The organism is Virgibacillus sp. Bac330, from assembly GCF_003667845.1.
GTDB lineage: Bacteria > Bacillota > Bacilli > Bacillales > Amphibacillaceae > Virgibacillus > Virgibacillus chiguensis.
The window spans coordinates 2,708,852-2,724,182 of the sequence record NZ_CP033048.1 but is presented as its reverse complement, the minus strand read 5'-3'; the positions used below and the strand labels follow the sequence as shown (position 1 = coordinate 2,724,182).

Annotated in this window: 12 protein-coding genes, 1 pseudogene and 1 other annotated feature; of the genes and pseudogenes, 12 read left to right on the top strand and 1 reads right to left on the bottom strand. The window is 35.3% G+C overall.

The features are described 5' to 3' along the window. Positions 1-128 precede the first annotated feature (128 nt). The 12 genes and pseudogenes from D9780_RS12610 to D9780_RS12545 all read left to right on the top strand — a co-directional run bounded on the left by D9780_RS12610 (position 129) and on the right by D9780_RS12545 (position 13,951). The gene (locus D9780_RS12610; protein ID WP_121640334.1) at positions 129-1,430 is read left to right on the top strand and encodes a 6-phospho-beta-glucosidase; all 1,302 of its coding nucleotides are present in this window, start codon (positions 129-131) and stop codon (positions 1,428-1,430) included. A gap of 15 nt (positions 1,431-1,445) precedes the next feature. Further along, on the top strand, positions 1,446-1,748 hold the full coding sequence (locus D9780_RS12605; protein WP_073008861.1) for a PTS sugar transporter subunit IIB: 303 nt from the start codon (positions 1,446-1,448) through the stop codon (positions 1,746-1,748). An 18-nt stretch (positions 1,749-1,766) separates the two neighbouring features. Beyond that, complete coding sequence (gene celB, locus D9780_RS12600; RefSeq protein ID WP_205601134.1) at positions 1,767-3,044, top strand: PTS cellobiose transporter subunit IIC; 1,278 nt, start codon at positions 1,767-1,769, stop codon at positions 3,042-3,044. A 10-nt stretch (positions 3,045-3,054) separates the two neighbouring features. Next, positions 3,055-3,813 (top strand): annotated as a pseudogene (locus tag D9780_RS21420) (ChbG/HpnK family deacetylase). After that, on the top strand, positions 3,803-4,156 hold the full coding sequence (locus D9780_RS12585; RefSeq protein WP_121640330.1) for a PTS lactose/cellobiose transporter subunit IIA: 354 nt from the start codon (positions 3,803-3,805) through the stop codon (positions 4,154-4,156). The pseudogene D9780_RS21420 and the gene D9780_RS12585 overlap by 11 nt, the downstream one beginning before the upstream one ends. A gap of 116 nt (positions 4,157-4,272) precedes the next feature. Beyond that, positions 4,273-6,006, top strand: coding sequence for an exo-beta-N-acetylmuramidase NamZ family protein (locus tag D9780_RS12580; RefSeq protein WP_121640329.1), 1,734 nt, complete (start codon positions 4,273-4,275; stop codon positions 6,004-6,006). 175 nt (positions 6,007-6,181) lie between these two features. Beyond that, positions 6,182-6,445, top strand: a binding site (T-box leader). A gap of 84 nt (positions 6,446-6,529) precedes the next feature. After that, positions 6,530-8,170, top strand: coding sequence for a methionine--tRNA ligase (metG, locus tag D9780_RS12575; protein WP_121640328.1), 1,641 nt, complete (start codon positions 6,530-6,532; stop codon positions 8,168-8,170). A 607-nt stretch (positions 8,171-8,777) separates the two neighbouring features. Further along, positions 8,778-9,686, top strand: coding sequence for a myo-inosose-2 dehydratase (gene iolE, locus D9780_RS12565; protein ID WP_121640326.1), 909 nt, complete (start codon positions 8,778-8,780; stop codon positions 9,684-9,686). A 70-nt stretch (positions 9,687-9,756) separates the two neighbouring features. Next, positions 9,757-10,782, top strand: coding sequence for an inositol 2-dehydrogenase (gene iolG / locus D9780_RS12560; protein ID WP_121640325.1), 1,026 nt, complete (start codon positions 9,757-9,759; stop codon positions 10,780-10,782). Between the two features lie 35 nt (positions 10,783-10,817). Continuing rightward, on the top strand, positions 10,818-12,413 hold the full coding sequence (locus tag D9780_RS12555; RefSeq protein WP_121640324.1) for a solute:sodium symporter family transporter: 1,596 nt from the start codon (positions 10,818-10,820) through the stop codon (positions 12,411-12,413). A 48-nt stretch (positions 12,414-12,461) separates the two neighbouring features. Beyond that, complete coding sequence (gene iolG, locus D9780_RS12550; RefSeq protein ID WP_073008990.1) at positions 12,462-13,481, top strand: inositol 2-dehydrogenase; 1,020 nt, start codon at positions 12,462-12,464, stop codon at positions 13,479-13,481. An 80-nt stretch (positions 13,482-13,561) separates the two neighbouring features. Further along, positions 13,562-13,951, top strand: coding sequence for a tautomerase family protein (locus tag D9780_RS12545; RefSeq protein ID WP_121640323.1), 390 nt, complete (start codon positions 13,562-13,564; stop codon positions 13,949-13,951). Between the two features lie 524 nt (positions 13,952-14,475). On the opposite strand, the gene D9780_RS12540 is transcribed toward D9780_RS12545, so the two are convergent. After that, entirely contained in the window at positions 14,476-15,231 is a 756-nt protein-coding gene (locus D9780_RS12540; protein WP_121640322.1) for a DeoR/GlpR family DNA-binding transcription regulator, read from the bottom strand. Between the last annotated feature and the right edge of the window lie 100 nt (positions 15,232-15,331).

Genomic DNA, 15,331 nt, shown 5'->3' with positions numbered 1-15,331 from the left:
TTAGGTCGAAGTGACTTTTTACCGTTACTAGCGGTAAAAGTGAAGCTCGATATGTATGCATTAACATATTATGATGAAGGTGAAATAAATTTTTAATTTAATATTCATAGAAAGGATGTTGATTTTCAATGACTGGATTAAAAATAGCGGTGATTGGAGGGGGGTCTTCCTATACACCGGAGCTGTTAGAGGGGCTTATTAACCATCAAGAAACTTTACGAGTAAAAGAAATCTGGTTAGTAGATATTGAAGAAGGAAAACAAAAGTTGTCTATTATAGAAGGGTTATCAAAGCGAATGATTCAAGCATCAGGACATTCAGTTAAAATTATTGCAACTTTCAATAGACAAGAGGCGATAAAAGGTGCAGATTATATTATTACCCAATTTAGAGTTGGGCAACTTAAAATGCGTCGATATGATGAATATATTGCTATAAAACATGGAGTAATCGGTCAGGAGACCACTGGAGCAGGTGGTTTTATGAAAGCATTACGCACCATACCAGTTATTTTAGATATTTGTAATGATATAGAGCAACTTGCTCCCGAAGCATGGCTATTGAATTTCACCAATCCAGCAGGCATTGTAACAGAGGCAGTATTAAAACATAGCAATGTAAAAGTTATTGGTTTATGCAATAATCCAATAAACTATTATAAAAAATTTGCAGCTATTTATAACGTTTCTATGAACGATGTTAGTATCAACTTCACAGGTATAAATCATTTACTTTGGCTGACTGAGTTATATATTAAAGGCGAGTCAAGGATCAAAGATGTTTTTCATGGGTGTTCAGATATTTATGAAGCAAAAAATATTCCTGACTTTGGCTGGGATCTTCAGTTCTTAAGAACTTTAGGTGCTATTCCATGTGGTTATCATAAATACTATTATCAGTCTGATCGAATTTTACAACAACAATTGGAAGAATTTAAACGAAATGAAACCCGCGCTGACCAGGTTCAAAAGATTGAGCGAGAACTATTTGCAACTTATCAAAACCCAAATTTAAGTGAAAAACCAAAAGTCTTAGAACAAAGAGGCGGTGCGTACTATTCGGAGGCGGCTGTTCATTTGATGAAATCGATTGAGTTGAATACAAAAGAAGTGCATACATTAAACGTTCGTAATAATGGAACAATTTCGTGTCTACCCATCAATGCTTGTATAGAAGTAAATTGTGTGGTGGAACGGCATCAAGTTACTCCATTGCAAGTAGGACGAGTTTCTCCGCAAATCAGAGGGCTGTTACAACATGTTAAAGCATACGAAGAGCTCACTGTTGAAGCTGGGGTGAACGGGGATAAAGGTGTTGCCCATCTAGCACTGACATCACACCCTCTTATTCCATCCGCTGAACAGGCGAAAACTATTTTAAAAGAAATGTTTTTTGTTAATAAAGAATTTTTACCGCAATTTAAGATTTAAGGAGGGAAACGTACAATGAAAATAACGTTGCTTTGCGCATTAGGGATGAGTACAAGTCTTTTGGTAGAAAGAATGAAAAAAGCAGCTAATCGAAGAGAGTTGGATGTGAAAATAGAAGCACATTCAGTAGAGGAAATAGATAGACAACTTAAAGATTCGGATGTCATACTCTTAGGTCCACAAATTCGCTATAAAAAAAAGGAATTATATAAAAAAGCAGAAGAGGAAAAGGTGCCAATAGCTATTATTGATATGCAAGCATATGGGGCAACAGATGGTGAAAAAGTGCTGGATCAGGCGCTTCACTTAAAAAAGTAATGATGAGGAGGGTGTATGGTGAATCGTTTTAATGAATTTATGGAACGTTATTTTATGCCAGTTGCAGGGAAATTAGCTGAACAACGTCATTTAAAATCAGTTAGAGATGGAATTATAGCAAGCATGCCACTATTAATTATTGGAAGCGTTTTCTTAATTATTTCATCTCCACCAATTGAATCGTGGGCTGAATTTATGAAACCCTATGCACAAACGTTAAGTATTCCGGTAAATGCTACCTTTGGTTTGTTAGGATTAATCGCAGTTTTTTCAATTGCGTATAGTCTTGCGAAAAGCTATGGAATGGATGAATTATCTGCTGGTGTACTAAGTGTGGCTACATTTTTCGTCGCTACCCCTTTGACTGAAGAAGGAAATATACCGTTAAACTTAATGGGAAGTGAAGGACTATTTATTGCCATTGTTTTAGCCATTTTCACAGTAGAAGTTTTCCGTTTTTTTGAAAACAAAAACGTTGTTATTCGTATGCCTGAAGGGGTGCCCCCGTCAGTATGGCGAGCATTTACAGCTCTTATTCCCGGAGCGGTCATTATTTTTATAGTATGGGGAGTAGATTTATTGTTGCGTCACTTCTTCGATTTATCATTGCATGGAGTAGTCGCCGCTATTTTAAGGCAGCCTTTAGAAGCTATGGGGTCAAGTTTGTGGGGAGCAGTTATTGCAATAATTCTTATCCATTTACTGTGGTCGTTTGGAATTCATGGCATATCCGTTGTAGCAAGTGTTATGGCTCCAATTTGGTATAGTTTAACAGAACAAAATGTTGCTGCACAACAGGCTGGTGAGGAACTTCCATATATAATTGGGCAACCATTTATGGCGATATGGTGGGCAGTTGGTGGTTCAGGCATGGCTTTAGCATTAACCATACTTTTTGTTTGGCGAGCTCGTTCGAGGCATTTAAAAGGATTGGGACGAGGCTCTATTTGGGCAAGTTTCTTTAATATAAGTGAACCAATCGTTTTTGGAGCTCCAATTGTAATGAACCCGTTGTTATTTTTACCTTTCATACTAGCACCATTAACAGTAGGTATTATCACGTATTTTTCAATGTCGCTTGGATTTGTAGGAAAACCTTATGTAATTGTTCCATGGACGACACCGCCTCCTTTTTCTGGAATATTGACAACAGGTGATTGGCGTGGTGGTGTATTAATGATGATCAATATTATTGTAGCTATCTGTATTTATTATCCGTTTTTCCGTTTGTACGATAAAAAACTATTAGAAGAAGAGCAAGCTAGTGAGTCAGTGGCTGCTACTACAGAAAGTTAGGAGTCTTATTATGGGTAACAATACAGTCAAACTTATTATAAATGCGGATGATTTTGGGCTTACGGCTGGTGTGACATATGGAATTCTATTTGCTCATCAATATGGCATCGTATCAAGTACAACTGTCATGGTTAATATGCCATTTGCCAAAGAGAGTTTAAAAGAAGCAAAAAAACATCCTAATTTGGGAGTAGGCTTGCATCTCGTTTTTGATGCAGGTCGTCCCGTCTTTGCTTCCCAAAGTAGTTTAACGAGTCATTCTGGATATTTTTTGAAAAAGGAAGGGTTAATGCAATCTGCTAAAAGAGAGGATATAAAAAATGAGGTCAAGGATCAGCTTGATTTAGCACATAAATGGTATGGGAATATAACGCATATAGATAGTCATCATCACCTGCACCATCATTTTCCATTGTTACTGGATGTCGTTTTAGAGACTGCAAAAAACTATAATATGCCGGTTAGATTGCTTCCTGACACAAAGATATCGTAGAAAATAGCGAGTCCAGATTATTTTTGTGGAGGTTTTTATGGGGAAGAAAGCGTTTCAATAAATAATCTTAAAGATATGATAACAAGTTTAAAGCCAGGAATTACAGAAATGATGTGCCACCCAGGATTTATGGATTCTAGTTTATACAAAATTAGCAGTTATAACAGTATGAGAATGATAGAAGTGGCTGTTTTAACTAACATCAAGTTGAAAGAACATATACAAAAACAATCTATTGAATTGATTCATTATGGAGGAGTCGCGGATGGACATTGAGAATGCATCAATGAATATTATTTTACATGCAAGCAATGCAAAACAACATTTGTATGAGGCATTAAATCATGCTCGTGAGGCTGAATTTAATGCCATTGAATCTTCAATGAAGCTTGTTCATACTGAATTATTACAAGCGCATAAATTACAAACGAAGCTAATTCAAGAAGATACAAAGGGGGAGCTTGAAAATATCCCTGTCTTATTAGTTCATGCTCAGGATCATTTAATGTCTGTAATATCAGAAAAAAGCTTAATAGAAGAATTAATAATACTTCATCGAAATCAAAATGAACAAAGTGAAAAAATTAATCATTTAATGAATAGGATGTATGATAATTAAGTATCAACAATTGAATAAGGTGTACTTATGAAAATAGGGGGAAAAAGTTTCATGAAGCGGTTAAAAATATTACTCTCTTCATATATATTAAAAAAAGGAATGAAGGGGATTGAAAATTGATACCAGGTATTGAAGTTTTTTTAAATGAACATTTATCATGGGTAGAAGAGAAGCGAGTAGGATTAATTACAAATCATACAGGAGTTACAAGTGATTTAAAGAGTAGCATTCATTTATTATATGCACATCCAGAAGTATATTTAACGGCACTGTATGGTCCTGAACACGGTATTCGAGGTAACCGGGAAGCTGGAGAGTATGTGGAATCTTATGTAGATGAAAAAACCGGCTTACCTGTTTACAGTTTATATGGTCCGACTTGGAAGCCAAAAGAAGAAATGCTTGAGGATGTAGATGTGTTATTATTTGATATTCAGGATATAGGTTCCAATGTTTATACCTATATTTATACTCTTGGATTTGTTATGGAAGCAGCTGCAGAGTACGATAAACAAATAATTGTTTTAGATAGACCGAATCCAATTGGTGGTATGAAAGTGGAGGGACCGTTGCGATCAAAAGATGCAGTAAGTTTTATGGGGAGATTTTTACTCCCTGTAAGGCATGGGATGACGGTTGGAGAATTAGCTTTAATGTGGAACCAAGAATACAGTTTGGGAATAGATGTAAAAGTAGCTAAAGCTAAAAGTTGGAAAAGAAACGTGTATTTTTCTGACACTCATCTCCCCTGGGTTCTAACATCGCCAAATATTCCTACTGAACAGACAGCTTATTTGTATACTGGAACGGAACTATTGGATGACACGTCACTGTCTACAGGGATTGGTACTACAAAACCCTTTGAATTAGTAGGTGCTCCATGGATTGAAAGTGAAGCATTGGCAGAAGAAATGAACAAACGTAATCTTGCAGGTGTTAAGTTTCGACCAGCTTATTTTACTCCAAGATTCGGAAAGTATAAGGGAGAATTAATTGGTGGGGTACAGGTTCATATAAGTAATATTTCAGAAGTTGACTTGGTTTCTTTAGGGTTAAACTTGCTTGATGCAATGAGAGATCAAAACCCACAAAAATTTAAAATGAATGAGAGTTATGTTCATTTAATTGGAAATACTAAAGTACCTACTAAGATTATGAACGATCATCCAGTCAGTGAAATAATTAACTCGTGGCAAGAAGATTTGAATAAGTGGGTAAAAAATGTTCGTAATAAGTATTTAATTTATCCTCCTTATCCAGATAAAGCCAAACCTTACAAGCCATCAGGGGCGTTAGGGATTATGCCCTTGGATGTGGAAATGATTTTAGGTCAAAATGTGGCATTAGCTTTAAGAGGTTATGATAAAAATGGCAGAAAACTAGAGATTGATACTAGTTTAATTACTTGGACTACGTCAGGGAATATTGGGTATATAGAAAACGAGATATTCCATGCTGAAAAAGAAGGAGAGGGACAAATAACAGCAAAATATGGAAGCTATACAGCTAACCGAGAAATACTTGTTTCGGCACGCTATGTAAACAATATAAGGTATGGTATTCATTCTAACTATACTAGAGTTGTGTTAGATATAAATATGAGAATGAATGACTTTAAAATAGTTGAAGGGAAAAATACTTTAACTATCCAAATACCTTATGCAAAGATTTGTGGTGAGTTATTACAAGAAGGAGGCACCATTGAAATAAGCAATAGTCCTGTATTGTCATCTATTGAATATTTGAAAAAAGATACAATGTTCATTGCTAATTTTCATTTGCAAGAAAGAAAAGTGTTCTATGAAACGCCTGATTTTGCATCGCGGATAGTTGTTGATATAATGCATTAAATTGAAGAGTGCGAATGTTTCGTTTTTTCAACTGTAGACGTTGTTTTATTTAATAAAGTCTAAGTGAATACAGATCATGAGTTAATGTAAAAGCTAGTTGAGGGAATTATATTCTATTTGTTATCGTTGACTTCTATACATTCTTGTGCAATAATAATGACTATCATTATTTGGAAGAAAAGCGATGAAGAGAAGAGTAGATCAAGTGAATTCTTATACAGAGAGCTTCGGTAGCTGAAAAGAAGCAAGGAATAATTGATTGAACATGGTCTCTGAGCTGCATATCTGAGCTTTTAAGTAAAGGTATGACGAGATTTGACACTCGTTATCTATGTCATAGTATAAGAACATGTTGTCTATTGTTCCGTACTAATGGAGGCTATTCATGTGAATGATTAGTGAACAAAGGTGGTAACACGAGTATACCCTCGTCCTTTGACAATATTTATTGTCTTGGACGGGGGTTTTTTGCATGAAAGGAAACACAAGATTTTTATAAATTTTTGAAGAGAGGAAAAAAGTGATGAATATACTAATTGGTGGGGCTTGGCCATATGCAAATGGATCATTGCACTTAGGGCATATATCCAGTCTTTTGTCTGGAGATATTTTAGCGCGTTATTACAGAGCAAAGGGTGATCATGTGCTATATGTGTCTGGAAGTGATTGTAATGGAACACCTATTACAATACGGGCCAAACAAGAGGGAGTGGAACCAAAAAAAATAGCCGATACGTATCATAAAGAGTTTAAACAATGTTTTGATCAGCTTGGCTTCACTTACGATTGCTATACACGTACAGATGCACAACATCACCATACCACGGTTGGAGAAATATTCACTACCTTAATGGAAAAGGGGAACATTTATCGCAAAGAGGTGGAACAAGCTTATTGTAGTACTTGTGAACAGTTTTTACCTGATCGTTTCGTAGAAGGTATTTGTCCACATTGTGGAAAAGAAGCACGTGGAGATCAATGTGAGCATTGCTCCAAGATACTTGAACCATTAGAACTGGTGAATAAAAAATGTAAACTATGTGACAATTCACCTGTAACAAGAAACACAGAGCATTTTTATTTTAAGTTGCGTACTTTTCAACAATTATTGGAACATTACCTCAAAGATGTGAAAGAAAAGGGGATTTGGCGAGACAATGCACTTAAAATAGCAGAAAGATATTTACAGGAAGGCTTACATGATAGAGCAATTTCAAGAGACCTACCAGTCGGTGTACCTGTACCTGTTGAAGGTTATGAGCACAAAAAGATTTACGTTTGGTTTGAAGCAGTTGCTGGTTATTATACCGCTAGTAAAAAATGGGCAGAGGATAATCAGAAGGATCATACTTCTTTTTGGGGGGAGGACGCGATCTCTTATTATGTTCATGGAAAGGATAATGTCCCGTTTCATGCAATTATTTGGCCTGGTATATTATTAGGTATAAATAAGCCGGCCCTTCCAACTTATATGGTTTCTAATGAGTATGTAACGATCGAGAAGAAGAAGCTATCTACTAGTAAAAACTGGGCGGTTTGGGTCCCGCACATGTTGGAGAAATATGACCCAGATTCCATACGATATTTCTTAACAATCAATGCCCCTGAACATCGAGATGCTGATTTTTCCTGGCGTGAATTTGTCTATAGCCATAATAGCGAGCTGCTTGGGGCTTATGGTAACTTTGTGAATAGGAGTGTGAAGTTTATTGAAAAATTCTTTCATGGAGTCGTGCCTAAAGGACAGATTAATAAAGAAATGAAGTATCAGGTAGATGAGCTTTATCACCAAGTGGGTGAAATGATTGAGCACACTCACTTTAAACAAGCGCTAGAGTTAATTTTTGAGTTTATTAGAGGTGCGAATAAATATTTTGATCAGCAAAAGCCATGGATTCAAGTAAAAGACTCTCCTAAAGATTGTCAAAATACGTTGAGAAGTTGTGTCTATATTATTGCCAATTTAGCTCAGTTATTACACCCGTTTTTACCATTTTCCAGCGATAAATTGAAACATGCATTTAACATAGAGGAAATACAATGGAAAGCGATTGATATAAACAATTCATCTTCTATAAATATTTCTGAGCCGTTATTTGAAAGAATTGATGTCACTGTTATTGACGAAGAAATAGAACAGTTAAGAAAGCAATCCTCTTTATAAAGGGGGCTTTCTTGTACGATAGGAAAGTACAAAAGTTAAAGGTTTATAGTATAAGAAGAAATACGGATTTCGCTAAAGGATTTGGCGAATACCTAATTTTTTTGAAAGCAAAGATGAATAAAATGAGTGAATTCAAGCTAGGAATAAAAGAGAATGATGTTCAGTTTTTCTTATTAGTAGGCACCAATATTTCTTTTGAAAGGTAACTTTGGGATCAAAATTATCAAATTTGAGGTGAAAAAAGCCTGAGAAGGGACTGTCAACAATTTCTGCTAAGATTTAGCAGACGTTATATTTTCATTTTTAGCCTCTATTGTAAAAAAGCTTGGCGATAAGCCAAGCTTTTTTATGTCTACACTATAGTTGTACTTAATCAAAATAATACCAAAAAACAACCAAATTATGCAGAAATTTTAATATACCTTGTTATACATTAATATGTCACAAAGAAATTATTGACTGTAAACGCTTTTAAATATATAATGTAATCAAACATAACCAATACTTAACCAAAATATGATATTAATTTGTTGTTTTTATTTTTATGAGGATATAATTAACAAGTTATTGGTTAACTTTATTAATAAAATATGGAAGGGTGTATTTAATGACGAATATTGCATGGGGAATCGCACCGATTGGTTGGAGAAATGATGACATTCCTGAAATTGGAGCAGAAAACACGCTATCACACGTTTTAAGTGACATTGCTGTTGCTGATTATGCAGGAACAGAAGTGGGAGGCTTCTTTCCAGAAGCAGAAGTACTAAATAAGGAATTGGAACTTCGTAAATTAAGAATTGCTGGTAAGTGGTTTAGTAGTTATATTATTCGAGATGGTATCGAGGATGCGGAAAAAGCATTTCGTAAGCATTGTGAATATTTAAATGCGGTAAATGCAGATGTCGCTGTAGTATCTGAACAAACGTATAGCATTCAGGGAACTGATAAGAATGTATTTGCCGAAAAACCGTTTTTTTCAGATGGAGAATGGGACCGTTTATGTAGCGGATTAGATCTTCTTGGTAAGGTAGCGCATGAATATGAGTTGATACTTGTCTATCATCATCATATGGGAACGGGTATTCAAACCCTAGAAGAGGTCGATCGTTTAATGTACAATACAGACCAAAATTATGTGAATTTGCTTTATGACACAGGGCATATCTATGTGTCTGATAATGAATATATGCATCTACTAAATAAGCATATAGATAGAATAAAACATGTTCATTTTAAAGATGTTCGTAAAGATGAAAAAGAGGAATGTAAGAAAGAGGGGAAATCATTTTTACAATCATTTTTAGCTGGAATGTTCACGGTTCCTGGTGATGGAAATATTGATTTTATCCCAGTTTATAAAAAATTGCTTGCATCTGGATATGAAGGGTGGATTATTATAGAAGCAGAACAAGATCCTAATAAAGCGCATCCTTTAGAATATGCCTTAAAAGGAAAAAAGTACATTGATGAGACATTATTGCCTTTAAATAAATCATTGACATCTATACAGTAATTTTCTCTGGCGTCATCAACCTATTTAGAATAAGTCGAATATTTATGACACAGGAGGGGCTGGGAACTAATTGAAAAAAATAAATGTGGGAATTGTTGGTTTAGGAAGAATGGGTCTTACTCATGCTGAAAATATTGTGGAAAGAATTCCAGAAGCTGTATTGGTAGCTGTTTGTAGTTTTGTGGATGAAGAACTCCAAATGGCAAAAACAAAGCTAGGTGTGAAGAAAACGTATACAAGCTTTGAAAATATGCTCTTGGACGCTGAAATTGATGCAGTAGTGATTGCTTCTCCATCGGGGCTTCATGGTGAACATATCCGTTTAGCTATGAAAAAAGGGCTGCATGTATTTTGTGAAAAGCCAATTGGTGTAGAAGTAGAAGATATAGAAAAAACGATTGAAGTAGTAGAAGGTTATCCGAAACAAATATTCCACTTAGGTTTTATGAGACGTTATGATGAGTCTTATCAATATGCAAAACAAAAGGTAGACAATGGTGAAATTGGTGATTTAACCTTAATTCGCTGTTATGGCATTGATCCAGCTTCTGAATTAGAGAATTTTGTGAAATTTGCAACAAATAGTAAAAGTGGTGGGCTATTCGCTGACATGGCTATCCATGATATCGATTTAGTCAGATGGTTCTCTGGAAAAGAAGTGAAACGCGTGTGGGCAATTGGAAAGAATACTACTTATCCTGAATTAGATGATTTAGGTGATTTAGAAACTGGAGCCGCTATGATGCAATTAGAGGATGATACAATGGCTCTTTTAGTTGCCGGTAGAAATGCGACGCACGGTTATCATGTGGAAACGGAACTAATAGGGTCAAAAGGAATGTTGCGCATTGCGCAGGAACCTGAAAAGAATCACGTTTCCATTTTTAATAATCAAGGAGTAGTAAGGCCTACTTCACAACATTTTTCTGAACGTTTTAAAGGGGCCTTTTTCCGAGAGATGAAAGAATTTATTCTATGTATTCAGGATGGGAAACAACCAGGTGTAACTGTATACGATGGTTTGGAAAGTACTGTAATTGCCAATGCTTGTCAAGAATCGGTTGACACTGGAAAAATGGTCGAAATATCTAAATAAATTCATTAAAAGAAGTTAGAAACGAGGGGGATACATTGAATGCGTTTGCCCTAGTGACATTTGTTGTCATTATAGCTCTAGTATGGCTTTATGCATGGCGGAAAAGTAGAAATATTGATATTTCTACTGCAGAAGGATTTTTTATGGGGGGTCATAGTTTAACGGGGTTGTCTATAGCAGGGACAATTATTATGACGAACTTATCAACAGAACAACTAGTTGGACAGAATGGTCAAAGTTATGCAGCTGGAATGGAAGTCATGGCTTGGGAGGTCACCTCTGCAATTGCGATTGTTTTACTAGCTTTAGTTTTTCTACCGAGGTACATGAAGTATGGCGTTAATACGATTTCTGACTTTATTGAAATCCGCTATGATACGTTTACAAAAAGGCTTATCTCCATCCTGTTTATGTTTACGTACTTGACTTCATTTTTGCCTGTAGTACTTTATTCTGGAGCTTTGGTTTTTAATAAGTTGTTTAACATAGATGAAATCCTAGGTGTAGATCCACTAATAGCAGTTGCTATTTGTGCAGCTTTTATTGGCGCTGTAGGAGTTTTATACCTCTTAATGGGAGGGCTTTCATTAAGTGCTTTTAGTGATACTATTTATGGGTTTGGTTTACTTACAGGAGGTATACTGATATTAATCTTGGGAATAGTGACACTTGGAAATGGGAGCGCTATGGACGGGGTTCATTTTATTCGTGAAAATACAGCGGAAAAGTTAAATGCTTGGGGCGCTATAGATTCTGATTATGTCCCGTGGCCTACCTTAATGTTAGGGATGTTGTTCAATAATTTATATTTTTGGTGCTGTAATCAAATGATTGTACAAAAAGCGTTAGGTGGAAAAAATTTGAAAGAAGGACAAAAAGGTGCGCTTTATGTAGCTTTCTTTAAAGTTTTTGGAGCCTTATTTCTAGTATTACCAGGTATTGTTGCTTTTAATATGTTTGATGGAGGCATTGCTAATCAAGATGATGCTTATCCGAGTTTAGTTTCGGCAGTGTTACCTGAATGGGCATATGGCATATTTGCGGCTGTTATATTTGGTGCAATATTAAGCTCATTTGTTGGTTCATTAAACTCAACGGCCACTTTGTTTTCTTTGGATTTTTACAAGCCAATCTTTAATAAAGATGCAACAGATAGACAAGTCGCTAGGATGGGAAAAATTGTAACCGTCATTGTTGGGTTTATATCAATAATCATTGCGCCATTAATTGCTTTTGCACCAACTGGCTTATATAACGTTATACAGGAGTTTAACGGGTTATATAGTTTGCCGTTACTAGTTATTATTCTATTTGGTTTTTGGAACAAGCGAGTTACTGCGCAAGGGGCCAAAATTACTTTCTCCTTCCACCTTGTTGTTTATATTGCAGCTCAAGGGTTGCTCGCTGAGATAAACTATCTTTATATATTTAGTGTTTTATTTATATTAGATTGTTTCGTTTTATGGTTGTCGACAAGAATAAATCCATTAAAAGAACCTTTTCAATTCCAAGCAAATCTTAATAAGGTTGATATGACTCCTTGGAAACATGTGAAATGGGTGAGTGCCATAGCTTTGTTATTAGTGGTAATTATGTATACTGTTTTTTCGCCTGTTGTGTTAGCTAATTAAAGGAAAATAACAACGATGAAATATCTAAAAGAGAGAGGATAGCAAATCATGGAAAAAGAAAAAGTGAATGTAGTAGGAGTAATTGGAGCAGGAAGAATTGGGAGATTACATATTAATAATATGAGAAATATGCCTAATGTACGCCTGAAAACAGTATCAGATCCCCAGGCTGATCACATGAAAGATTGGTTTTCTGAGTCTGGAGTGGAAAATTTAACCAAAGACTATAAAAATATTATAGACGACCCAGAAATTAATGTGGTGTTTATATGTGCTCCTACCAGTTTGCATGTTCAAATTATCACAGAAGCAGCAAAAGCAGGAAAGCATATCTTTTGCGAAAAGCCGATATGCTTCTCAGATGAAAATACGTGTAAAGCTCATAAGGTAGTAAAACAAGCTGGTGTGAAGTTTCAATTGGGTTTTAATAGAAGATTTGATCGTAACTTTGCAAAAACGAAAGAATTGGTAAAAAATAAAGCTATTGGTGATTTGCATATTTTAAAGATTCAATCTCGAGATCCTGAACCCCCTTCTTTGGAATATGTATCTCACTCTGGTGGTATATTTATGGATATGAGTATTCATGATTTTGATATGGCGCGTTTCATATCGGGTTCTGAGGTTGAAGAAGTATATGTAGTAGGTGGAGCGCTCATAAATCCAGAGTTTAAGCAGTATGAAGATATTGACACAGCATTAATTACTTTGAAATTTGAAAACGGTTTAGTAGGTGTTATTGACAATAGTCGACAAGCAGTATATGGATATGATCAGCAATTAGAGGCATTTGGGTCAAAAGGATCAGCAAAAGTAAATAATGAAAAAGAATCTAGTGTTGAGGTTCTGTTAAAAGAGGGCGTAAAAAGTAGTAATCCGCTACACTTCTTTTTAGAAAGATATAATGATGCTTTTATAGAAGAGGTAGAACAGTTTTTTGAAGCAATTAATAACGATGAGGAAGTTCCTTGTGGCTTCGTTGATGGTATTATGGCGCAACGAATTGCTTCTGCGGCAAAAGAATCGTTATTAACTGGGCTTCCAATAAAAGTAGAAAAATATCAATGATTTTATCTGTGGATAATGGAGAAAATTAAATCTTATAGATGTCGTACAAAAATAAGGTATGAACAATAGGGGGAATGTATATGCCGTTACTTACATTTGATTTGATAGAAGGTAGGACGGAAGAAGAAATCAAGTTATTATTAGATGCATCTCACCGTGCTGTTGTTAAAGCATTTGAAGTTCCTGAGGGTGATAGGTATCAAATAGTTCATCAGCATCCGAAACACGAACTAATTATAGAAGATACAGGCTTAGGATTTAAAAGAAGCGATAAAGTGGTGGCCGTTTCTGTAAGAAGTACTCCTCGAACGGATAAGCAAAAGAAATCATTCTACAACATCCTTGTCAAGGAATTGAGTGAGAATTGCGGTATGGACTCAAAGGATGTAATGGTTTCAATTGTGACAAACAGTGCAAGCGATTGGAGCTTTGGATTTGGTGAGGCACAATTTTTAAATGGTGAATTATAGATTTAATACAAAAAAACGTAACAGAATAGATAAAGTGCTATTTGTCCCGGGGTATAAAGTGCTATAACACTCTCGCTCAAAGAATTGCAGATGCAAATCTGTACAAGTCTAAGTCGGGGATAACACATCTAAGTTACCTCCTTCCTAAGAGGCGATGAGGTCATATCTTCGGTTACTGATAATCGGTGGGGGAAGGAGGAAACCCCCACTGATTGAAGATCACTTTATTCTGTTATGTTTTTTCTTTTTCACTGTAATTAAATATAAAATTTTTAGGGTATATTTTAGGGGGGACGTCGGCGTTCTATCCTCATAAAGATCTTGGTAATAGCCAAGTTTTATAAAAGGGAATGAAGATGAAGAGCAAAAAATAGCTGATAGCATATAAAAACTAAAAATAGTAGCAGCATAATGCCGTATTTTAAAAAACGAGGGGGAGGGAAAAGAAAAGGGCAGAATGTATACATTAGCCCTAGCAAATGAAGGGAATGAGCAAGCGATTTAGAAGTTTAATGACTTTTATTTTAATTGACATAATTAATTTTAATACCTTTCTCCTTACAATAGACTTTATAGTTTTTTGGAATAGAATCTGAAGTAATGATTTGATGAAACTTTTCTATATTTGAATAGGTGACTAAAGCAGCTTTATCGAATTTTGAATGATCGACTAACAGAATGTTTCGATCCGTCTTTTCGACAATCCGACTTTTAATATCATATTCTAGTAAATCTGAATTCGTAACACCTCGTTCAATTGAAAGCCCTGTTGCTGCCATAAAGCTTTTGGTAATATTGATACGTTTAAAGTATTCCCAAGACTCTACATTGACAAAGGATCTGGTAGCACGCTTATATGTCATACCTATTAATATGAGCTGATAATTACTTAACTCAGCGGCTTTATTAATGATATTTAAGTTATTGGTAATGATGGTTACTCTTTTATCTGGATCAAAAAAATCGCCTATACAACTAGTTGTTGTACCGGAATCAATAAAAACAAGATCGTTATCCTCAATTTCCGCCGCTGCGGCTTTACCAATGGCTATTTTCTCTTCTGAATGGCTGGAGTGACGATGTTCGTAGGGTTTAAGTTGATTAGAAACAGAAGCAACGCCACCATAGACTTTTTTTATTGTTCCATTCTCAACAATTTTGTTTATATCGCGACGAATCGTGTTTTTAGACACATTAAACTTATCACAAAGTTCATCAATGCTTGCACTACCGTTTTCGTAAACGTAAGCTTCAATTTCCTGTATTCTTTTTAATTTCATTTTAAGCACTTCCTTAGTCATATTATTGTATTTCAAGATACCATTTTCATCGTAGTTAATCAACAGTTAACCATATTTTGATAACAAAGTGATGATAATA

Coding starts and splice junctions, on each gene's coding strand:
- D9780_RS12610 (WP_121640334.1), top strand. CDS start 129: ATGACTGGATTAAAAATAGCGGTGATTGGAGGGGGGTCTTCCTATACA.
- D9780_RS12605 (WP_073008861.1), top strand. CDS start 1,446: ATGAAAATAACGTTGCTTTGCGCATTAGGGATGAGTACAAGTCTTTTG.
- D9780_RS12585 (WP_121640330.1), top strand. CDS start 3,803: ATGGACATTGAGAATGCATCAATGAATATTATTTTACATGCAAGCAAT.
- metG (WP_121640328.1), top strand. CDS start 6,530: ATGAATATACTAATTGGTGGGGCTTGGCCATATGCAAATGGATCATTG.
- iolE (WP_121640326.1), top strand. CDS start 8,778: ATGACGAATATTGCATGGGGAATCGCACCGATTGGTTGGAGAAATGAT.
- iolG (WP_073008990.1), top strand. CDS start 12,462: ATGGAAAAAGAAAAAGTGAATGTAGTAGGAGTAATTGGAGCAGGAAGA.
- D9780_RS12545 (WP_121640323.1), top strand. CDS start 13,562: ATGCCGTTACTTACATTTGATTTGATAGAAGGTAGGACGGAAGAAGAA.
- D9780_RS12540 (WP_121640322.1), bottom strand. CDS start 15,231: ATGAAATTAAAAAGAATACAGGAAATTGAAGCTTACGTTTACGAAAAC.